Below are 19,476 nucleotides of genomic sequence, written 5' to 3' on the forward strand. Positions count from 1 at the left end.
TCAGCTCACCTTCTGCGCGTCGTGGAAGGCGCGCATGTCCGACCAGGTGGGGAGGAGGCCGGCGGCCGCCGCCTCGGCGAGCGTCGGCGCCTCGAGGTCCTTCGGGGAGAGGAGCGGCTCGCCGGCCTCCTCGGGGAAGACGAGGCCGAGCTCGGGGTCGAGCGGCGTGATGCCGTGCTCGGCGCCGGGGTTGTAGACGTCGCTCACGAGGTAGGTGACGGCCGCGTCGTCGGTGAGAGCGACGAAGCAATGGCCGAGGCCCTCGGAGATGTAGACGGCCTTGTGCGTCTCGGTGTTGAGCCGCACGCTGTCCCACTGGCCGAAGGTCGGGGACCCGACGCGGATGTCCACGATGAAGTCGAGCACGGCGCCGGAGACGGCCTTCACGTGCTTGGCCTGGCCGCGCGGCACGTCGGCGAAGTGCACGCCGCGGACGACACCGCGCCTGGACACGCTCATGTTGGCCTGGCGGAGGTCGAGCGGGTGGCCGACCGCCTCCTGGATCTCGTCGAACCGGTACCACTCGAGGAACACGCCCCGGTCGTCCGTGCGCTGGATGGGGGTGAGCTCGTACGCGTCGGGTACGGCGAGTTCGCGGATCTGCACGGGTCGGAGTCTAGCAACGGGCCCGTCAGCGACCGGCCCGGCCTTCGCCGGGCGGCCTGCGGAACGAGAACCAGCGGTGCCCGACGTAGCTGATGACGGTGATCGCCACCACGATGAGCGCCTGCGCGACCAGGCGCTCGACGCCGAACGAGACGAGCAGCGGGAGCGAGACGGCGTTCAGCGTGATCGACACGGCGTACACCGAGACGAACCGCGCCAGGTCGCGCAGCACGTGGCCGCGCACGCGGAAGACGAACCGCCGGTAGAGGAGGAACGCCACGAGGATGGCGACCGCGTAGCTGCCGGCGAGGGGCACGAGGCTGCCGGCGACCGGATGGCCGGCGTCGTCCAGCGCACGACCGGCCGTCGCGGCGAGCCCCGCGAACAGGAGGAACGCGAAGGCGGTGTTGAACCCGCCGACGAGGAGGAACGCCACGCGCTCGTCGCGGAGGAGCGCGCGGATCCGGGAGGCGGCCATCCCCGCATCCTGCCCGCCTCTCCTCGGGATCCCCCGCGCGGATCGCCCCTCCCCCGCACGGGGACGTGGCCGCGCGGGCCGCCGCCGGTACACTCGCAGGCGGTCCGCCCCTACGGCAGCGGACTCTCCCCCGACGTCGGCCACCCGCCCGGCGTCTCGACGACAGGACGTACCCCCATGAGGATCCTCGTGACCGGCGGCGCCGGCTTCATCGGCTCCAACTTCGTGCGCCACGCGCTCCAGGACCACTACGCCGGGCTCGAGGGCGCGGACGTCGTCGTGCTCGACGCGCTGACCTACTCCGGCAACCTCGAGAACCTCGCGCCCGTCAGCGACTCGCCGCGCTACACGTTCGTCCAGGGCGACATCCGCGACGACGCCGTGCTCGACGAGTGGATCCCGCAGGTCGACGCGGTCGTGCACTTCGCGGCCGAGAGCCACGTCGACCGCTCCGTGCGCGACGCGAGCATCTTCGTCGAGACCAACGTGCTCGGCACGCAGAAGCTCCTCGACGCCGCGCTCCGCCACGACCTCAAGCGCTTCGTCCACGTCTCCACCGACGAGGTCTACGGATCCATCGCCGAGGGCTCGTGGGACGAGGAGCGGCCGCTCGAGCCGAACTCGCCCTACTCCGCGTCGAAGGCCGGCAGCGACCTGCTCGCCCGCTCGTACCACCGCACGCACGGGCTGAACGTGTCCATCACGCGCTGCTCGAACAACTACGGGCCGTACCACTTCCCCGAGAAGGTCATCCCGCTCTTCGTCACGAACCTCATCGACGACAAGCACGTGCCGCTCTACGGCGAGGGCCTCAACATCCGCGACTGGCTGCACGTCGACGACCACTGCCGCGGCATCGCGCTCGTGCTCGTGCAGGGCGCGCCCGGCGAGATCTACAACATCGGCGGCGGCACCGAGCTCACCAACCGCGAGCTCACGCAGCTGCTCCTCGACGCCACCGGCCGCGACTGGTCGTACGTCGACCGCGTCGAGGACCGCAAGGGCCACGACCTGCGCTACTCGGTCGACATCTCCAAGATCCAGCGCGAGCTCGGCTACGCGCCGCAGGTGCCGTTCGCCGAGGGCCTCGCCGACGTGGTGCAGTGGTACCGCGACAACCGCGCGTGGTGGGAGCCGCTGAAGGCGCGCGCCGAGCTACCCGCGTGAGCCGGATCCTCGTCACGGGCGGCCGCGGCATGCTCGGCCAAGACCTCGTCCCGGCCCTCGCCGCCCACGACGTGACGGCGCCCGCGCGCGCCGAGCTCGACATCACCGACGAGGCCGCCGTCCGCGCGGCCGTCGCCGGGCACGACGTGGTCGTCAACCTCGCCGCGTACACGGCGGTGGACGCGGCCGAGGAGCACGAGGACGAGGCCCGCGCGATCAACGCGACCGGCGCCGGCGTGCTCGCGCGCGCCGCCGCGGAGGCGGGCGCCCGCATCGTGCACGTCTCCACCGACTACGTCTTCGACGGATCGGCGACCACCCCCTATCCCGAGGATGCCCCGCACGCGCCGGTGTCCGCCTACGGCCGCACCAAGGCCGAGGGCGAGCGGCTCGTGCTCGACGGACACCCCGACGGCGCGAGCATCGTGCGCACCGCGTGGCTGTACGGCGCAGGCGGCCCCTCCTTCCCGTCGACGATGCTGCGGCTCGCCGCGTCGCACGACACGGTCTCCGTGGTCGACGACCAGCGCGGCCAGCCCACCTGGACGGTCGACCTCGCGGCGCGCATCGTGGAGCTCGTCGACGCCGGGGCGCCCGCGGGCGTCTTCCACGGCACGGCCACCGGCGAGACGACCTGGTTCGGGCTCGCGCAGGCCGTCTTCGCGGAGGCGGGACTGGATCCCGAGCGCGTCCGCCCCACCGACAGCGCCTCCTTCGTGCGGCCGGCCCCGCGCCCCGCCTACTCGATGCTCGGGCACGACGCCTGGGGCCGCGTCGGCCTGGCGCCCCTGCGCGACTGGCGCGAGGCCCTGTCCGACGCCGCCGGGCACGGCGTCCTCCGGGCACGCTGACGGTTACACTCGTGTCCGGTCCGATCCCGGACACCCCAGCCGCTCCCGCTCCGCTCCCCGCGCGGGCCCCACGCAGTTACGAAGGGCACCATCACGTGTCGAGCATGACGAGCACCCAGTCCCGGGAGTTCTCGAGGCCCGGCACGGGCGCGGGGCTCCTGGACGTGTACCGCCGCCGCTACCTCCTCTCCCTCCTCGTGAAGAAGGAGGTGCAGGTCAGGTACCGCGGGTCCGTCCTCGGCTGGCTCTGGTCGTACGTGAAGCCGGCGGCCCAGTTCGCCGTCTTCTTCGTGGCGATGGGGGTGTTCCTCCAGCTGAACCGCAACCAGGTCAACTACCCCGTCTACCTGTTCTCGGGCATCATCCTCATCAACTTCTACACGGAGGCGTTCTCGAACTCCACGAAGTCGCTCGTGGACAACGGGGCCCTGATCAAGAAGATCTACCTGCCGCGCGAGCTGTTCCCGGTGTCGAGCACGTTCGTGGCGCTGGTCAACTTCCTGCCGCAGCTCGTGATCCTGCTGGTCGTCTGCCTCCTCGTCGGCTGGGCGCCCACCCCCGTGCAGGTGCTCGGCATCTTCCTCGCGGTCGCCATCATCGGCACGCTGGCCATCGGCCTGGGCATGCTCTTCGGCGCGGCCAACGTGTCGTTCCGCGACTCGCAGAACTTCGTCGAGCTGATCGTCATGGTCGTCGTCTGGGCCTCGCCCGTGCTCTACCCCTACGCCCAGGTCGCCAAGGTGCTGCCGGACTGGCTGCTCGTGATCTACCAGCTCAACCCCGTCACCGCGGCGGTCGAGCTGTTCCACGCCGCGTTCTGGTACCCCACCACGGGCGGCAGCGGCGAGCTGCCGCCGAACCTCTGGGTGTACGGGTTCATCGCCCTCGGCGTCTCGCTCCTGAGCCTCCTGCTCGGGCAGCTCGTCTTCAAGAAGCTGGAGGGGCGCTTTGCCCAGGACCTCTGAGTCGGACGCGCTCCCGCGCATCATCGTGGAGAACGTGCGCAAGTCGTTCCTCCTCCGCCACACGCACTCCATCAAGGAGACGGTCATCGCGGCCGTCCGCCGGAAGCCGCTCGCCTCGACGTTCAACGCGCTGGAGGACGTGAGCTTCGAGGTGCGGCCCGGCGAGTCCGTCGCGCTCATGGGATTCAACGGATCCGGCAAGTCGACGCTGCTCAAGCTCATCTCGGGCGTCTACCAGCCCGACAGCGGCGACGTGCTCGCCCGCGGGCGCATCGCCGGGCTCATCGAGGTGGGCGCGGGCTTCCACCCCGACCTCTCGGGCCGCGAGAACATCTACCTCAACGCCGCGATCCTCGGCATGGACCAGCACGAGATCGACGCGCGCTTCGACCAGATCGTCGAGTTCAGCGAGATCGAGAAGTTCATCGACACCGAGGTCAAGCACTACTCCTCGGGCATGTTCCTGCGCCTCGCGTTCTCCGTCGCGATCCACACCGAGGTCGACATCCTGCTGGTGGACGAGATCCTCTCGGTGGGCGACGAGCCGTTCCAGCGCAAGTGCCTCGCGAAGATCCGGGAGCTGCATGACCAGGGCAAGACGCTCGTGGTCGTGAGCCACGACCTCGACATGGTGTCGGACCTGTGCGAGCGCGGGATCCTCATCCAGTCGGGCAGGGTCGCGTTCGACGGGCCGTCGAAGGACGCGGTCGAGCGGATGCGCCAGGGCTGACCCCGCCGGGCGCTCCTCCCGGATCCCGCGGGCGAGCGCCGGTACGATGGTCCTCCCGCGGGCCGACCCGACACCCGCGCGATGGAGGACCGTGACCACCACGCTGCGCGTGATCATCGACCAGCTGACCGGCCCCACGCCCGGCGGCATCGGCCGCTACGCCGAGGACCTGACGAGCGCGATCGTCGCGACGACGCCGAGCGGCTGCGAGGTCGAGGGCGTCGTCTCCGCGATCACGCCCGAGCAGACGGCCGACCTCGAGGAGCGCCTGCCCGGGCTCGCCCGCATCACGCGCGTCCCGCTCCCCCGCCGCGAGCTCTCCCGCGCCTGGCAGCTCGGCCTCCCGACGCCCGGCACGACCGGCATGGTCCACGCCCCCGGCCTCCTCGCGCCGCTGCGCCGCCACGACCGCGTGAACACGAACGACCAGATCGTCGCCACCATCCACGACGTCAACGCGTGGACGCACCCCGAGAGCATGACGAGCGCGTCCGTCTCCTGGACGAAGGCCATGGCCAAGCGCGCCCGCAAGCACGCCGACGCCGTGGTCGTGCCGTCGCACGCGCTGGCCGATGAGCTCGCGCGGTACGTCGACCTGGGCGACCGCGTGCGGGTGATCGGCGGGGCCGTGAGCCCGCGCATCGCCCTGCCCGAGGACCCGGCCGCCCGTGCGGCCGAGCTGGACCTGCCTGCCGACTACCTGCTCACCGTCGGGAGCCTCGAGCCGCGCAAGGGCGTCCAGGCGCTCGTGCAGGCGCTGGTCCGGCCCGAGACCGGCGACCTGCCACTCCTCATCGTCGGGCCCGCCACGTGGGGCGACGTCGAGCTCGCGCAGGTGGCGGACGAGGCGGGCGTCGACCCGTCGCGCGTGCGGAGCCTGGGATCCCTCACCGACGCCGACCTGGCCGTCGCCCTCGACCGCGCCACGGTCTTCGTGCACCCGAGCCTCTCGGAGGGCTTCGGCCTGCCGGTCGTGGAGGCGCTGTCCTTCGGCACGCCCGTCGTGCACTCGGACGCGCCGGCCCTCCTCGAGGTCGCGGCCGACGCGGGCGTCGTGGTGCCGCGCGAGGATCCCGACGGCTACCCTCTGCGCCTCGCCGAGGCCATCGGCGGCCTCCTGTCCGACACGGCCGCGCGCGAGCGCCTCGCGGTCGTCGGGCAGGATCGCGCCCGCGCGTTCAGCTGGCGCGACGCCGCCGAGAAGGTCTGGCAGCTGCACGCCGACCTGTAGGCCGGGCGCCGGAGGATCAGCCCGCGGAGCCGTTCGCGAACTGCTGCTGGATCGCCTGGCGGACGGCCGGGAAGTCGGGCTTCTGCGAGTCGAACCGCGGCGGCACGATCTCCAGGTCGTCGATGGGCTGATCCTTCGTCTTCAGCGCCAGCTGCGTGAAGTAGCCGAGCATGCCGCGCGGGATGTCGGTCTTGACCACCTGCTGACCTGCCTGCGCGATCGCGTCGAACTTGGTGAGCACGTTGGCCGGGTCGAACTGCTTCAGCACCGCCTGCTGCACCTCGCGCTGGCGCGACATGCGGTCGTAGTCCGTGGCCTGGTAGCGCGAGCGCGCGTACCAGAGCGCGTGGTAGCCGTCGAGCTTCTGCTGCCCCGGCTCGATCCACTCCGGGATCGGCACCGGGCGGAACTTGTCGTCGTGCCCCGAGCCCATGCCGATGCGGCGCTTCACGTCGATGTCGATGCCGCCGAGCGCGTCCACCATCTCGGAGAAGCCCTGCATGTCGATGAGCGCGTAGTACTGGATCGTGAGCCCCGTGACGCCCTGCACGGCCTCGCGCATCGCCTCGATGCCGGGGAGGCTGCCCTTCTCCTCCGCGTCGGGGTAGAGGTCCTTCTTGTAGACCTCGACCTCGGTGTAGATGGAGTTGAGCATGCAGGCGTCCACGTCGCAGCGCTGGTAGCCGTTCGGGTAGCGCTCCTTGAGGGGCGAGCCGTCGGAGAACGGCACCTTCTCCATGTCGCGCGGCAGGCCCACCATCGTGGCGCGCCCGGTGTCGGCGTCGATGCTGACCACGGTGATGCTGTCCGGGCGCAGGCCCGCGCGGTCGCTGCCCGCGTCGCCGCCGAGCAGCATGATGTTGTACCGGCCGTCGACGGGGGCCTCGGTGGCGTAGTCGCCGAAGATCCCGCCGAGGGCGCCGCGGCCGACGCCGACGACGTAGGCGGCGTAGCCCGCGGATCCGGCCGTGCCGACCATGAGCAGCACCGACAGCGCCGCGATGACCGGGCGGGCCCGCGGCGCGACGCGGATGATGCGCGCGAGCCGCAGCGTGTCGAGCGCGAGCACGACCCACAGCACGGCGTAGGCCGCGAGGAGCAGCTGCAGCACGACGAGCAGCCACTCCTGGGACACGACCTGGATGAGCGCGCCGCGCGCGAAGAGCGCGAGCCCGCCCGCGACGACGGCGAGCCCCCACACGACCATCGTGGAGACCAGGCCGACGCGGCCGAGGCGACGGCTCCCCGCGAGGACCTGGGCGGATCCGGGGATGAGGACGTTCAGCACCACGAGCCACCAGGCCCGGGTGGTCATGATGCGCGGCGACCGGCTGTCCGGGTGCCGGATGGGCTGGGTGAGGCTCACGTGCGCGACGACACCTTCTGCTGCAGGGCAGCGTTCTTCCGCTCCACGAGCTCGGCGAGCTCGGCGCGATGGCGTGCGAGGGCGTCCGCGATGCGGTCGTCGGAGGTGGAGAGGATGCGCGCGGCGAGCAGCCCGGCGTTCTCCGCCCCGCCAATGGAGACGGTGGCGACGGGGACGCCGGCCGGCATCTGCACGATCGACAGCAGGGAGTCCATGCCGTCGAGGGTCGCGAGGGGCACGGGCACGCCGATGACGGGGAGGGTCGTGACCGAGGCGATCATGCCTGGCAGGTGCGCGGCGCCGCCGGCGCCCGCGATGATGACGCGGATCCCCCGCTCACGGGCGCTCTGCCCGTAGGCGATCATGCGCTCGGGCGTGCGGTGCGCGGACAGCACCTCGACCTCGAGGGCGATTCCGAGGGCGTCGAGCGCGAGGGACGCCTTCTCTATCACGTTCCAGTCGGAGTCGGAGCCCATGACGAGGCCGACGAGTGCAGGGGTGTCGGGATTCACGGGCTCCATGCTAGGTGCCGGATCCCGGGTGCCCGCCCGCGCCACGCAGCCCGGACGCGACCGGTCGGCGGAGGGCCGCTGCGCCCCCGCGGGATCCGGCCGCGCGCCCCCGTGCGCACCGGGCGGCGTCCCCGGTCAGCCCCGGAAGAACGCCGCGGCCGCGCGCGCCCGGTAGGCGGTCTCGTCGAGGTCGTCGCCCACCACGGTCACGTGCCCTACCTTGCGGCCGGGCCGCGGATCCTTGCCGTAGAAGTGGAAGCGCGCCTCCGGCTGGTCGGCGAGCGCCCGCGGGTAGCGGTCGGCGATGTCGCCGGCCTCCGGGCCGCCCAGCACGTTGATCATGACCGACCACGGCGCGAGCGGCCGGGTGGATCCGAGCGGCAGGTCGAGCACGGCCCGAAGGTGCTGCTCGAACTGGCCGGTGACTGCGCCGTCCATCGACCAGTGGCCGGTGTTGTGCGGGCGCATGGCCAGCTCGTTGACGAGCAGGCGCCCGTCGACCGTCTCGAACAGCTCGACCGCGAGGACGCCCGTGACGCCGAGCCCCTCCGCGATTCCGCGGGCCATCTCCTCCGCCGTCTCGCGGAGCCGCGCGCTCGCGCCGTGCGCGGGCGCGATGACCTCGGCGCACACGCCGTCGCGCTGGATCGACTCGACGACGGGCCACGCGGCGATGTCGCCGGAGGGCCGGCGCGCGACGGACTGCGCGAGCTCGCGCGCGTAGTCGACGAGCTCCTCGGCGAGCAGCGCGTCCCCCGCGCCGAGCGCGTCGAACCAGTCGCCGGCCTCGTCCGCGGAGCGCACGACCCGGACGCCCTTGCCGTCGTAGCCGCCGCGCGGCGTCTTCACGACCGCGACGCCGCCGTTGTCGGCGAGGAACGCGGCGAGCGCCTCCCGGTCGGCGACGCGCGCCCACACGGGCACCGGGACGCCCAGCTGCTCGAGCCGCTCGCGCATGAGCAGCTTATCCTGGGCGACGAGAAGCGCATCCGGTCCCGGGTGCACGGCGACGCCCTCGGCGACGAGCGCGCGGAGGACGTGCTGCGGCACGTGCTCGTGGTCGAACGTGATCACGTCCACGTCGCGGGCGAAGGCGCGGACCGCGTCGAGGTCGCGGTAGTCCCCGACGGCCGATGCGGCGAGCCCGGCGGACATGCCGTCCGCCTCGGCGAGCACGCGGATCCCGATGCCGAGCTCCACGGCGGGGGCGATCATCATCCGGGCGAGCTGTCCGCCTCCGACGACTCCGACGGTGGGCGTCATGGTGTCCTCCTCCTGCAGGTGGGTGGGCCCGCCCGATGCGGCGGGAATGCCGGCACCCGGGACCACCGGTAACGTGGTCCGTCGCGCCACCCGACATCCTCCCCCATCCAGGACGGACCCCGCCCATGTCCCCCCCGCCGCTCCCTCGCCTCGCTCGGCGTGCAGATCGCGCAGTTCGGGCTCGTCGGCGGCGCGGGCTTCCTGGTCGACCTCGCGGTCTTCAACCTGCTGCGCGCCACGGTCCTCCACCCCGACGCCGTCGAGGCCGGCCCGCTGCTCGCCAAGGTCGCCTCGACCGTCGTCGCCATCGCCGTCAACTGGGTGGGCAACCGCTACTGGACCTTCGGGAAGCAGCGCACCACGCGCCGCGGCCGCGAGGCGCTCGAGTTCCTCGCGGTCAGCGTGCTCGGCATGGTCATCGGGCTCGCGTGCCTCTACGTCTCGCACTACGTGCTGGGGCTCACTTCGCCGCTGGCCGACAACGTCTCGGCCAACGTCATCGGCCTGGGGCTCGGATCCGCGGTGCGCTTCGTGCTCTACCGCCAGTGGGTCTACTCCCCCGCCCGTCGCCACGCGGCACCGCAGGCGGAACCAGCTCGCGCCCCACGCGCCGACCGGATCGAGGACGCGGACCGGATCGCGGTCCCCTAGGTCGGCGGCCCGCTCATCCACCGTAGGGACCGTAGGGACCGTAGGGACCTCAGCCGCGCTGCCAGGGCTGCGTGTCGTCCGGCCACACGGAGCGGGCCTCGTCCTGCTGACGCCAGGCCGGGTCGCCGGGCCGACCACGGCGCGACTCCTCCTGGCGTCGGCGCTCGGCCACCATGTTGGCGTTCTCCTCCATGAGGTCCTGCAGGGCCTGGACGACGAGCACCGCGGACGGCACGTCCCGGAGCACGACGGGCGACTCGAGGCCGGCGTTGATGGAGACGTGGCCGCTGCGGTGCAGGTGCTGCAGGGGGCCGCGGCGGAGGGTCACGTCGTACCCGCGCGAGTGCAGCAGCTCCTGGCGGGTCCGCACGAAGAAGCCGTGCGAGACGATGAGGCGCCGGGTCGTCACCGTGTAGCGCCGGTTGAGCCACACGAGCACGGGGAGCAGCGTGACGAAGACCGCGACGCCCGCGAGCGAGACCAGCAGCAGCGCGTTCTCCCACGGCTCCGGGAACCAGGCGCCGAAGTAGCCGCCCGCGAGGCAGATCGCGAGGAGCAGCAGCACGGGGAGGGTGAGCGCGCGGCCGTGCGGTCGGAGGCGGACGAGGACGCGCTCGGGGTCGGCGGCCGTCACCTGCTGGGCCGGGGCGGCAGGAGGGGCGGCAGGGCGGCCGAGGCGCGGATCCACGTCGTGCGACGCGGTCAGGCGGCCGGCCTCGTCCTCGGCGACGCGACGGCGCTCCTCCTTCTCGGCCTTACGACGGGCCCGGCGTCCGCCGCGGACGGGGAGCGCCCGCCCGCCCTCTCCGGGTGCGTACCGCTGCGTGTCACCCGTGTGCGCCATGCCTCATTGATACCGCAGATGCGTCACGTCCCCGGCGGCGACAGACGTGACGGCCGGATCCCCGGCGGACTCCACGGTCAGCCGCCCGTCGTCGTCGACCCCGGTGGCGCGCCCGAGGAGCTCGCCGCCGCCCGGCAGCTCGACGCGGACGTCGCGGCCGATGGTGGCGCAGGTGCGGGTCAGCTCGTCGACGAGTCCGCACGCGCGCGCGTCGCCGTCGGCGTCCACCCACGCCAGGTACCGGGCGCGGAGCTCCCGCAGGTACGCGGCCAGGAGCGCGTCCACGTCCGGATCCTGCACGCCCGACAGCCGCAGCGACGTGGAGGTGGGCGTCGGCAGCTCGGCCTCCTCGAGCGTGAGGTTGAGGCCCGTCCCCACGAGCATGCGGCCGGGCGCGACTATCTCGCCGAGGATCCCGGACACCTTCCGCCCGTCCACGTGCACGTCGTTCGGCCACTTGAGCGTGACCTCGGCCGGTGCGGGCACGAGGTCGCGGAGGGTCGCGACGAGCGCGAGGCCGGCCACGAGCGGCAGCCAGCCGGGGTCGAGGTCCGTGCGCCCCGGGGCGCAGAGGACGCTGACCGCGAGGCATCGCCCGGGCGGCGCCGTCCAGACGCGGCCGCGACGGCCGCGTCCCGCCGTCTGGTCGAGCGTGAGCACGACGGATCCGTCCGGCCACGCGGCCGGATCAGCGGACGCCCGCCGGGACAGCTCGTCGTTGGTCGAGCCGGCCGAGTCCAGGGCGAGGAGGCGCGGGGCGGCGAGTCGGCTGAGCGGGAGGTCCATGCCGCCACCGTACCGAGCGGACCAGGAGGACATCGCACCCCGGACGCGCGGTCTTCTGTGCGTGGTCCACAAGTGCGGGGTCCATGCCCGCCGGTACAGTGATGCGGGTGACTTCACACGAGCCAGACGAGGACGCCGGCGCCCCGGACATGTACACGACCGCGGGCAAGCTCGCCGACCTGAAGCGGCGCTACCACGAGGCCGTCACCGCGAGCGGCGAGGCCGCCATCCAGAAGCAGCACGCGCGCGGCAAGATGACCGCCCGCGAGCGCATCGACCAGCTGCTCGACCACGGGTCGTTCGTCGAGCTCGACGAGTTCGTCCGCCACCGCACGCACGCGTTCGGCATGGACACCAAGCGGCCCTACGGCGACTCGGTCGTCACGGGCACGGGCACCATCAACGGCCGACAAGTCGCCGTCTACTCGCAGGACTTCACGATCTTCGGCGGATCCCTCGGCGAGGTCGCGGGCGAGAAGATCATCAAGGTCATGGAGCTCGCCATCAAGACGGGCGTCCCCATCATCGGCATCCTCGACTCGGGCGGCGCGCGCATCCAGGAGGGCGTGGTCGCGCTCGGCAAGTACGGCGAGATCTTCCGCCTGAACACGCGCGCCTCGGGCGTCATCCCGCAGATCTCGCTCATCATGGGCCCGGCAGCGGGCGGTGCCGTGTACTCCCCGGCGCTCACCGACTTCGTGATCATGGTCGACAAGACCAGCCACATGTTCGTCACGGGCCCCGACGTCATCAAGACGGTCACGGGCGAGGAGGTCGGCTTCGAGGAGCTCGGCGGTGCGCTCACCCACAACAAGGTCTCCGGCGTCGCGCACTATCTCGCGAGCGACGAGGACGACGCGCTCGACTACGCGCGCACCCTCCTCGGGTTCCTGCCCGACAACAACCTCGCGGAGCTGCCGGAGTTCCCGCGCACGGCGGACCTCGAGATAACGGCGCAGGACAGCAAGCTCGACACGATCATCCCGGACAGCCCGAACCAGCCGTACGACATGAAGACGATCATCGAGCTCATCGTCGACGACGGCGAGTTCCTCGAGACGCAGCCGCTGTTCGCGCCCAACATCATCGTCGGGTTCGCGCGCGTCGAAGGCCGCTCAGTCGGCATCGTCGCCAACCAGCCGAACGCGATGGCCGGCACGCTCAACATCGAGGCGGGCGAGAAGGCCAGCCGGTTCGTGCGGTTCTGCGACGCGTTCTCCATCCCGATCCTCACGCTCGTGGACGTGCCCGGGTACCTGCCCGGCACCGAGCAGGAGTGGACGGGCGTCATCCGCCGCGGCGCGAAGCTGCTGTACGCGTACGCCGAGGCGACCGTTCCGCTCGTCACCGTCATCACGCGGAAGGCCTACGGCGGCGCCTACATCGTCATGGGATCCAAGCAGCTCGGCGCCGACATCAACCTCGCGTGGCCGACGGCCGAGATCGCGGTGATGGGCGGACAGGGTGCCGTCAACATCCTCTACCGCGGCGAGATCAAGGGCGCCGAGCAGGCCGGCGAGGACGTCGCGGCGGTCCGCACCCGGCTCGCCAACGAGTACACGTACAACGTCGCGAGCCCGTTCCTCGCGGCCGAGCGCGGCGAGCTCGACAACGTCATCCAGCCGGCCGCCACGCGCGCGTCGGTCGTCAAGGCCCTGCGGGCGCTGCGCACCAAGCGCGCGAGCCTGCCGCCCAAGAAGCACGGGAACATCCCGCTGTGACCGACGCGCACGGGTCGGCTGGCGCCGCGGGGGGCGGATTCCGCGTCCTCGGCGGCTCCCCCACGGAGGAGGAGCTCGCCGCCGCCACCGCGGTCATCGCGGCGCTGGCGGCGCAGCCCGCCGCCGAGCAGCCCGCGCGTCGGGTGCCGGACGCCTGGCAGCGCTCGCAGCGCGGCGTCCGCGGCACGCTCGTGCCGGGTCCCGGTCGCTGGCGCGGCTTCTCCGGCTGACCGGGTCGGCGACGATCCCGCGGGGTGCGTTCGCCACAGGCTGTGTCCTCGCAAATGACGACTTGGCCCGCCTCCCCCGCTCCGTGAGACTCGACGTGCTGGGGGACCTGCATCGCGGGTCAGTCAACACGGCGTCGTCCATCTGTGGTGAGCAGACGGCGCCAGGGGGCGGATCATCTCGATGCTCGGGTCATCGGGATGACCGGAGAGGCGCGGGGGCGGTCGGTGGATGCACCGGCCCCCGCGCCTCTCAGCACCACCAGCGGACTGCGCGCCACCGGCGGCCGGCGCCTCAGATGCGCGGCCTTGGGATCTCCAGCCACAGGTCGACCTCGTCGTCCAGGTCGTCGCTGCCCAGGAGGCTCGCGCTGCCGTCGCCCGCCACGCTGAGGCCGACGACGGTGATCGCCGTGTCGGATCCCTCGGGCACCGTGCGGGCGATGATCTTGTCCGCCTGCGTGTCCCGGATGGCGGCGGCCAGCCGGTCGAGCACGACGTCGCGCGTGGTGTCGTCGAGGTCGTCGATGCCGCCCTCGTCGAGGAGCGTGACGACCGTCCCGCGACGCCGGGCGAGCATGACCTGCTCGCGCACCGCGTCGTTCAGCAGCGTGCGCCCGCGGATCTCATCGCGGATCGCGCCCTCGAGGTAGAGGCACTCCTGCCGCTCCTCCGGGGAGAGGTCGCCGCCGGTCTCCACGATGCGGCGGAGCATGGGGACCGCCATGCGGCTCGTCTGGCGGAGCCGGAACTGGCGCTCGTAGAGGTGCGCCTCCTGCGCGGCCTGCCAGTCCGCGGCCTCGCGCTCGGCGCGGTGGAACTGCCGGGCGTCGCGCGCGGCCTTGGCGAGCGCGTGCGCCAGCACGTGCGAGACGGCGACCCACAGCGCGCTGCCCGTGACGCCGTAGGCGACGAGACCGGCCGGCCCGCCCCAGAGCACCGTCTGGGCCGCCAGGATGACGATGCCCGACCACGCGAAGCCCTGCCTCCGGCGGGCGGACGTGATGGTCATCAGCGTGCCGACGGCGGCGACGTGCCACGTGGTGAACGGGGCGAGAGGTCCGGGCGCGAGCTGGCTGGTCACCAGGACGGGCACGACGGTCGCCACGGCGAGGTTGAAGGACGCGAGCCACACGGGCATGACCGTGGGGCTCGTCGGCCAGAGGCTCATGAGCGTGGCGACGAGGTAGAGCGCGACCGCGACGAGCGTGACGGCCGGATCAGCGGGGGCGGAGATCGCGACGAGCGCGAGCACCACGTGGTACGCCGAGAAGAGGGCGGCGAGGCCGAGGACGATGGAGCGCGGGACGACGATCACCGGTCGCCCCTCTCGCGTTCGGGACGCTCGAGCGGTTGCGCGTCGAGGTCGTCGGGGAGGGGAGGGACCGTGAGCGCCGCGGCGTCGACCGGGGCGGGCCAGCGGATCCGCACCGCCGTGCCCTCCCCCGGCGCCGAGTCGATCGTGACGAGCCCGCCCGCCTGCGCCACGCGCTCCTTGATGGACACGCGGAGCCCCAGGCGCTCCGTGGGGATGCGGCGCTGGTCGAAGCCGACGCCGTCGTCGACGACGTCGATCGCCACGCCCTCGTCGCCGTGGCCCGAGATGACGAGCATCCGGGTGATGGTCTCGGCCGAGGTGCCCGCGTGCTGGAGGCTGTTCATCATCGCCTGCACCGCCGCGGAGTAGATGGCCTCCGCGGTGGCCACCGGGACCGTGCGCGCGCCGAGGTCGCGCGTCTCGAGGACGAACGGCGCGGAGAGCGCGGATGCGGCGTCGACGATGCGCTTCGCGACGGCGCGAAGCGGCACCGAGGCGTCGTCGTCGGTGCCCTGCTCCGCGGCGGCCAGGTGCCCCATCGCGTTGGCGGCCATCGTGGCGGCGAGCGTGCGGGCGGCCGGATCCCCGGTGCGGGCCGCCGAGAGCAGCGTCGTGAGGACGCTGTCGTGCACGATCGCGTCGACCTGCACGCGCTCCACCTCCGTGGCGTGCTGCCGCACCGCGTGCGAGTAGCGCGTCAGCGCCGTGCCCTGCGCCCAGTCGACGCCGAGGGCCGCCTGGCGGAGCACCGTGACGATCATCAGGACGGATCCGCCCAAGATGATCGAGTAGAGGACCTGCAGGAACGAGTCGAGCGGCGTGATGACTCCGTGGCGCAGCACCACCTCCATGAAGCCGAGCCCGAGCGGCACCGCGACCGTGTAGATCACGGCGATCCACAGGCGGAAGGCCATCGCCGCGCACGTCGTCGCGACCGTGAGCTCCTGGTAGAGGAACGGCTGCGGGACGGTCGCGAGGGTCTCCGGGACGATCGCGAACGGCCACGTCGCGAGCGCGAGCACGAAGACCAGGGCGACGGTCGCGTGCGCGGGCACGACCCCGCGGCGGATCACGCCGGCGACGCACGTCCAGACGAGGCTGCCGAAGAACACCAGCAGGAAGGCGATGCTCCAGGCCGGGCGCATGGCGTCCAGCTGCTCGCTGATGACCTGCAGCGACTGCAGGGCGAAGAGGAGGCCGAACGCACCCGCGCCGCGACCGAGGATCGTCTCGATGCGGGCGAGGCTGATGGGGTTGTCGGGGGTGCGTGGTGGGGCGCCGGCGATGGCGCGCGTCACGGGAGCCGCGGAGGGCGGCGCGCTGGCCGGAGGCCTAGCGGCCATCGCCGCCGTCCTGGTCCAGGCCGGGGAGGATGCCGTCCTCCACGGCGCGGCGGAGCAGATCGACCTTGGTGGGGGCGGGGCGGCCGACCTCGACGTACTTGACGCGGATCCGGTCGAGGTACTCGCGCGCCGTGCTGTTCGCGATGCCCAGCTGCTGCGCCACCAGCTTGAGCGGCAGGCCGGATGCGTAGAGGTGCAGCACGTCGCGCTCGCGCCGGCCGAGCTGGGCCTTCGCGAAGTCGCGGTCCGCGTCGATGGCGGTGGCCCACTCCAGGTTGTTGAGCACGTCGCCGCGCGCGACGGTGGCGACGGCGGCCATCACGGTCTGCGTGGCCGAGGACTTCGGGATCACGCCCGCGGCGCCGGCGGCGAGCGCCTCGCGGACGCTCGCGACGCGGTCGGCGATGCTGTGGACGAGCACCGCGGCACCCGTGCCCTGCGCGGCCTTGACGTTGTCGGTGACGGACGAGCCGTCGCCCAGCGAGAGGTCGAGCACGACCACGTCGCACTCCCGACCCACCAGGCCCTCGACGAGCTCGCGGGCGTTCGCGGCCGCGAGGATGAACTCGAACCCAGCGTCGAGGCACGCGGCCTTGAGCCCGAGCCGCACCGACTCGTGGTCGTCGACGACGGCGACGCGGACGGGCGGGCGGCCCTCGGCCGCCTGGTCGGATCCCTGCATGGTCTCGGTCATCCGGATCCCCCTCGTCGCGTGGCGCCGTCGAGCTCCGACAGCCGCCTCGCCCACTGTATCGCCCGGCTGCCGCCACCCCTCGGCGGCGGATCCCCCGGTCAGGAGCCGGCGGGCACCAGCACGGCCACGCTCTCGACGTGGTGGGTGTGCGGGAAGAGGTCGTACGACCGCACCGAGCGGAGCTCGTAGCCGCGCTCGGCGAACAGCGCCACGTCGCGGGCCAGCGCGACGGGATCGCACGCCACGTAGACGACCTGCGCCGGGTGCAGCTCGGCGAGCGCGTCGACGACGGGCTTCTTCGCCCCCGCGCGCGGCGGGTCGAGCACGACGGTCGCGCCCTGGAGGCGACGGCGCTCGGCGGGGGTCGCCTCGCGTGCCAGCTGCTGCAGGTAGCGGTCGACGCGCGACGTGAGGGACGCGGCGCCCACCCACTCCGCCAGGTTGTCGCCGGCGAACTCGGTGGCGACCTCGTCGCTCTCGACGCTCGTGATCCGCGTGGTGTCGCCGAACCGGTCTCCCACGGCGGCGGCCAGCAGCCCGACTCCCCCGTAGAGGTCGAGGTTGGCGGCGCGCGGATCGAAGAGGGCCTCGTCGATGGACGACTGGACGGCGTCGTAGAGCGTCTCGGCCGCCCGGCGGTGCACCTGCCAGAAGCCGCCGGCCTCGAGCTTGAACTCGCGGTCGCGGACGCGCTCGGTGATGGTGTCGCGGCGCTGCGCCTTGCCGTCGATGAGGAGCATGCGGACGTGGCCGTCCGAGGGCGCGACGAGGTCGATGCCCTCGACGCCGGGGAAGCGCTGGCCGAAGGGCGCCGCGCCGTTGACGCCGGCGGTGGCGAGCGGCAGCGACTGCACGGGGATCACGCGGTGCGAGCGCGACGCGTACGGGCCGACCGTGCCGTCGTCGGCCACGTGCAGGCTGACGCGCGTGCGCCAGCCGAGCCCGTCGGACTCGTCGTCGCCGGGGAGCGCCTGCACCCGGACGTCGTGGTCGACGTGCGCCATGCGGGAGAGCGAGTCGACGACGACCTGGCGCTTGAGCTCGCGCTGGTGGGAGAGGCGGATGTGGCCGAGCTCGGCGCCGCCGACGCGGTCCTCGGGGGCGCGGTCGACGGAGGCCTCGGCCCACACGTGCGGTCGGCGGTGCGGCGACGCGTCGAGCACCTCGACCGTGTCGGCGCGCCAGAACGACTTCTTGGAGTCCTCGGTGATGCGCGCGCGCACCCGCTCGCCGGGGATCGCGTCCGAGACGAAGATCACCCGACCGTCGTGCCTGGCGACGGAGACCCCTCCGTGCGCCATGTTCGTCACGTCCACCTCGACCTCGCGGCCCACCTGCTCACCCATCCCGCAACCCTGACACACACGGAGGCGGCACGGACACACGGGGCGTGCGGCCGGGGGCCCGGATCCGCGTGCCACCATGTCCCCGTGACCACGCGCCTCCACCTCGCCTCCACCTCCCCCGCCCGCCTGGCCCTGCTGCGATCCGCCGGCATCGAGCCCGTCGTGCTGCCCTCCGACGTCGACGAGCCCGCGGCGGTCGCGGCCACCGAGGCGCAGCGGGGACCGCTCGGACCGGAGGACATGGTGCAGCTGCTCGCGCGCTCCAAGGCGGAGGCGGTCGTCGGGCAGCTCGTCGCCGGCGCGCCCCTCACCGGCCTCGTGCTCGGCGGCGACTCCGCCTTCGAGATCGACGGCGTCGTGCACGGCAAGCCGCACACGGTCGCGCGCGCCACGGAGCGCTGGCGGGCGCAGCGCGGCCGCGAGGGGCGGCTGCACTCCGGGCACTGGCTGATCGAGGTGGCCGAGGGCCGCATCGTGCGCGGCATCGGGCGCGCGGCCGTCGCGGACGTGCGCTTCCGCGCCGACATCACCGACGCGGAGATCGACGCCTACGTCGCGACGGGCGAGCCGCTGCTGGTCGCCGGGTCGTTCACCATCGACAGCCTGGGCGCCGCCTTCATCGAGCGGATCCAGGGCGACCCGAGCACGGTCGTCGGCCTGTCGCTGCCCACCCTCCGCGGGCTCGTGCGCGAGCTCGGCACGGAATGGACGGACCTCTGGAACCGGCAGGGCGCCGTGGAGGCGCGCCTCGTCTGACGCCCGGGCGTCAGCCCATCCCGAGGACCTCGATGCGGTCGGCGAGGTAGGCGGCCAGCGGCCGGGTCTCGTGCGCGTTCGGCCCCCACTGCACGCGGAGCTCGCGGCCACGGAGGGACAGGGGCCCGGATCCCGCGGCGAGCGACTCCGCGTCGAGCGCGATGGGCTCCCAGTCGTAGTCGACCGCGTCGCCCTCCTCGAAGGCGCGGACGGCCTGGCGCCTGGCCTCCTTGCGCGCCTCGACGCCGGAGTCGAGGCCCTGGGATCGCGTGGGCTCCACGGCGCGCGTGATGCTGCCGGTGCGGCGGAGGGATCCGTCGGCGGAGAGCAGGAGGACGCCGAGCCGCCAGGCCCGGCCGACCGGCACCATGGCCGGCTGCCGCTTGATGGGCCCGAAGGACCGCTTGACGCGCACCTCCGCGAGCGCCTCGTCGGGCGACCGTCGCGCCCGCAGCTCGCCGACCGTCGCCCGCAGCAGCTCTTGGAGGTCGGCCGCGGCGGCTCGCGCGTCGTCGTCGCCGGTGCCGGATGCGGTCATGCGTCGATCATGCCAGGGGCGCGCGGGGACCGGCCGGTTGTGGGCACGCGTACCCGTCGGCCCCGCATGTTTGTGCGCACCCT

21 protein-coding genes are annotated in these 19,476 nt (G+C 72.9%); 9 read left to right on the plus strand and 12 right to left on the minus strand.

What is annotated here, in order from left to right; translation table 11 throughout:
• Together HDR73_RS06530 and HDR73_RS06535 are read right to left on the minus strand one after the other, a co-directional pair.
• Complete coding sequence (locus tag HDR73_RS06530) at nucleotides 1–606, minus strand: dTDP-4-dehydrorhamnose 3,5-epimerase family protein (protein WP_012298065.1); 606 nt, start codon at nucleotides 604–606, stop codon at nucleotides 1–3.
• Nucleotides 607–631: 25 nt separating this feature from the next.
• Complete coding sequence (locus tag HDR73_RS06535; RefSeq protein ID WP_012298064.1) at nucleotides 632–1,084, minus strand: GtrA family protein; 453 nt, start codon at nucleotides 1,082–1,084, stop codon at nucleotides 632–634.
• A gap of 177 nt (nucleotides 1,085–1,261) precedes the next feature.
• On the opposite strand from HDR73_RS06535, the gene rfbB reads away from it, so the two are divergent.
• From rfbB to HDR73_RS06560, 5 genes are all read left to right on the plus strand, one after another.
• Nucleotides 1,262–2,251 carry a dTDP-glucose 4,6-dehydratase gene (gene rfbB, locus HDR73_RS06540; RefSeq protein ID WP_012298063.1) on the plus strand — a complete coding sequence of 330 codons (990 nt, stop codon included), beginning with the start codon at nucleotides 1,262–1,264 and terminating at the stop codon, nucleotides 2,249–2,251.
• Nucleotides 2,248–3,102 carry a dTDP-4-dehydrorhamnose reductase gene (gene rfbD / locus HDR73_RS06545; RefSeq protein ID WP_012298062.1) on the plus strand — a complete coding sequence of 285 codons (855 nt, stop codon included), beginning with the start codon at nucleotides 2,248–2,250 and terminating at the stop codon, nucleotides 3,100–3,102. Before rfbB ends, rfbD begins: the two co-directional genes overlap by 4 nt.
• A gap of 95 nt (nucleotides 3,103–3,197) precedes the next feature.
• Nucleotides 3,198–4,067: an ABC transporter permease gene (locus HDR73_RS06550; protein ID WP_012298061.1), complete on the plus strand. Its 870-nt coding sequence runs from the start codon at nucleotides 3,198–3,200 to the stop codon at nucleotides 4,065–4,067.
• Entirely contained in the window at nucleotides 4,051–4,797 is a 747-nt protein-coding gene (locus tag HDR73_RS06555; RefSeq protein WP_041464355.1) for an ABC transporter ATP-binding protein, read from the plus strand. Before HDR73_RS06550 ends, HDR73_RS06555 begins: the two co-directional genes overlap by 17 nt.
• Nucleotides 4,798–4,888: 91 nt before the next feature.
• On the plus strand, nucleotides 4,889–6,028 hold the full coding sequence (locus HDR73_RS06560; RefSeq protein ID WP_012298059.1) for a glycosyltransferase family 4 protein: 1,140 nt from the start codon (nucleotides 4,889–4,891) through the stop codon (nucleotides 6,026–6,028).
• Nucleotides 6,029–6,044: 16 nt separating this feature from the next.
• Here HDR73_RS06560 and HDR73_RS06565 read toward each other — a convergent pair whose 3' ends face one another.
• The 3 genes from HDR73_RS06565 to HDR73_RS06575 form a co-directional block, all read right to left on the minus strand.
• Nucleotides 6,045–7,394 carry an LCP family protein gene (locus HDR73_RS06565; RefSeq protein ID WP_041464354.1) on the minus strand — a complete coding sequence of 450 codons (1,350 nt, stop codon included), beginning with the start codon at nucleotides 7,392–7,394 and terminating at the stop codon, nucleotides 6,045–6,047.
• Complete coding sequence (gene purE, locus HDR73_RS06570) at nucleotides 7,391–7,915, minus strand: 5-(carboxyamino)imidazole ribonucleotide mutase (RefSeq protein ID WP_041464353.1); 525 nt, start codon at nucleotides 7,913–7,915, stop codon at nucleotides 7,391–7,393. The genes HDR73_RS06565 and purE overlap by 4 nt, the downstream gene beginning before the upstream one ends.
• 126 nt (nucleotides 7,916–8,041) lie before the next feature.
• On the minus strand, nucleotides 8,042–9,217 hold the full coding sequence (locus HDR73_RS06575) for a 5-(carboxyamino)imidazole ribonucleotide synthase (protein ID WP_407637328.1): 1,176 nt from the start codon (nucleotides 9,215–9,217) through the stop codon (nucleotides 8,042–8,044).
• Between the two features lie 111 nt (nucleotides 9,218–9,328).
• On the opposite strand from HDR73_RS06575, the gene HDR73_RS06580 reads away from it, so the two are divergent.
• Nucleotides 9,329–9,820 (plus strand): GtrA family protein, encoded by a 492-nt coding sequence (locus HDR73_RS06580; protein ID WP_012298055.1) that lies wholly within the window; start codon nucleotides 9,329–9,331, stop codon nucleotides 9,818–9,820.
• A 49-nt stretch (nucleotides 9,821–9,869) separates the two neighbouring features.
• Here HDR73_RS06580 and HDR73_RS06585 read toward each other — a convergent pair whose 3' ends face one another.
• Together HDR73_RS06585 and HDR73_RS06590 are read right to left on the minus strand one after the other, a co-directional pair.
• The gene (locus HDR73_RS06585; RefSeq protein WP_012298054.1) at nucleotides 9,870–10,664 is read right to left on the minus strand and encodes a PH domain-containing protein; all 795 of its coding nucleotides are present in this window, start codon (nucleotides 10,662–10,664) and stop codon (nucleotides 9,870–9,872) included.
• Between the two features lie 3 nt (nucleotides 10,665–10,667).
• Complete coding sequence (locus HDR73_RS06590; protein ID WP_041464352.1) at nucleotides 10,668–11,450, minus strand: biotin--[acetyl-CoA-carboxylase] ligase; 783 nt, start codon at nucleotides 11,448–11,450, stop codon at nucleotides 10,668–10,670.
• A 101-nt stretch (nucleotides 11,451–11,551) separates the two neighbouring features.
• Here HDR73_RS06590 and HDR73_RS06595 point away from each other — a divergent pair, with 101 nt between their 5' ends.
• Nucleotides 11,552–13,171, plus strand: coding sequence for an acyl-CoA carboxylase subunit beta (locus HDR73_RS06595; protein ID WP_049791884.1), 1,620 nt, complete (start codon nucleotides 11,552–11,554; stop codon nucleotides 13,169–13,171).
• Complete coding sequence (locus tag HDR73_RS06600) at nucleotides 13,168–13,401, plus strand: acyl-CoA carboxylase subunit epsilon (protein ID WP_012298051.1); 234 nt, start codon at nucleotides 13,168–13,170, stop codon at nucleotides 13,399–13,401. Before HDR73_RS06595 ends, HDR73_RS06600 begins: the two co-directional genes overlap by 4 nt.
• Before the next feature lie 292 nt (nucleotides 13,402–13,693).
• Here the strand turns inward: HDR73_RS06600 and HDR73_RS06605 are convergent, their stop codons facing one another.
• The 4 genes from HDR73_RS06605 to HDR73_RS06620 form a co-directional block, all read right to left on the minus strand.
• Nucleotides 13,694–14,716, minus strand: a complete 1,023-nt coding sequence (locus tag HDR73_RS06605) for a DUF8320 family protein (RefSeq protein ID WP_012298050.1) — start codon at nucleotides 14,714–14,716, stop codon at nucleotides 13,694–13,696.
• Nucleotides 14,713–16,014 (minus strand): sensor histidine kinase, encoded by a 1,302-nt coding sequence (locus tag HDR73_RS06610; RefSeq protein WP_223842710.1) that lies wholly within the window; start codon nucleotides 16,012–16,014, stop codon nucleotides 14,713–14,715. Before HDR73_RS06610 ends, HDR73_RS06605 begins: the two co-directional genes overlap by 4 nt.
• 34 nt (nucleotides 16,015–16,048) lie before the next feature.
• Entirely contained in the window at nucleotides 16,049–16,753 is a 705-nt protein-coding gene (locus tag HDR73_RS06615) for a response regulator transcription factor (RefSeq protein WP_041464349.1), read from the minus strand.
• 98 nt (nucleotides 16,754–16,851) lie between these two features.
• Nucleotides 16,852–18,099, minus strand: a complete 1,248-nt coding sequence (locus HDR73_RS06620; RefSeq protein ID WP_041464348.1) for a class I SAM-dependent RNA methyltransferase — start codon at nucleotides 18,097–18,099, stop codon at nucleotides 16,852–16,854.
• A gap of 84 nt (nucleotides 18,100–18,183) precedes the next feature.
• Between HDR73_RS06620 and HDR73_RS06625 the strand changes: the two genes are divergently transcribed.
• Entirely contained in the window at nucleotides 18,184–18,855 is a 672-nt protein-coding gene (locus HDR73_RS06625) for a Maf family protein (RefSeq protein ID WP_012298047.1), read from the plus strand.
• Between the two features lie 10 nt (nucleotides 18,856–18,865).
• On the opposite strand, the gene HDR73_RS06630 is transcribed toward HDR73_RS06625, so the two are convergent.
• The gene (locus tag HDR73_RS06630) at nucleotides 18,866–19,393 is read right to left on the minus strand and encodes a hypothetical protein (protein ID WP_012298046.1); all 528 of its coding nucleotides are present in this window, start codon (nucleotides 19,391–19,393) and stop codon (nucleotides 18,866–18,868) included.
• Nucleotides 19,394–19,476 lie beyond the last annotated feature (83 nt).

Source organism: Clavibacter sp. (assembly GCF_014802555.1).
Taxonomy (GTDB): domain Bacteria; phylum Actinomycetota; class Actinomycetes; order Actinomycetales; family Microbacteriaceae; genus Clavibacter; species Clavibacter sepedonicus.

What these genes read in the sequence shown, in the direction of transcription:
- HDR73_RS06535 (WP_012298064.1), bottom strand. Translation starts at nt 1,084, where the DNA reads ATGGCCGCCTCCCGGATCCGCGCGCTCCTCCGCGACGAGCGCGTGGCG.
- rfbB (WP_012298063.1), top strand. Translation starts at nt 1,262, where the DNA reads ATGAGGATCCTCGTGACCGGCGGCGCCGGCTTCATCGGCTCCAACTTC.
- purE (WP_041464353.1), bottom strand. Translation starts at nt 7,915, where the DNA reads ATGGAGCCCGTGAATCCCGACACCCCTGCACTCGTCGGCCTCGTCATG.
- HDR73_RS06585 (WP_012298054.1), bottom strand. Translation starts at nt 10,664, where the DNA reads ATGGCGCACACGGGTGACACGCAGCGGTACGCACCCGGAGAGGGCGGG.
- HDR73_RS06590 (WP_041464352.1), bottom strand. Translation starts at nt 11,450, where the DNA reads ATGGACCTCCCGCTCAGCCGACTCGCCGCCCCGCGCCTCCTCGCCCTG.
- HDR73_RS06595 (WP_049791884.1), top strand. Translation starts at nt 11,552, where the DNA reads ATGCGGGTGACTTCACACGAGCCAGACGAGGACGCCGGCGCCCCGGAC.
- HDR73_RS06615 (WP_041464349.1), bottom strand. Translation starts at nt 16,753, where the DNA reads ATGACCGAGACCATGCAGGGATCCGACCAGGCGGCCGAGGGCCGCCCG.
- HDR73_RS06620 (WP_041464348.1), bottom strand. Translation starts at nt 18,099, where the DNA reads ATGGGTGAGCAGGTGGGCCGCGAGGTCGAGGTGGACGTGACGAACATG.
- HDR73_RS06630 (WP_012298046.1), bottom strand. Translation starts at nt 19,393, where the DNA reads ATGACCGCATCCGGCACCGGCGACGACGACGCGCGAGCCGCCGCGGCC.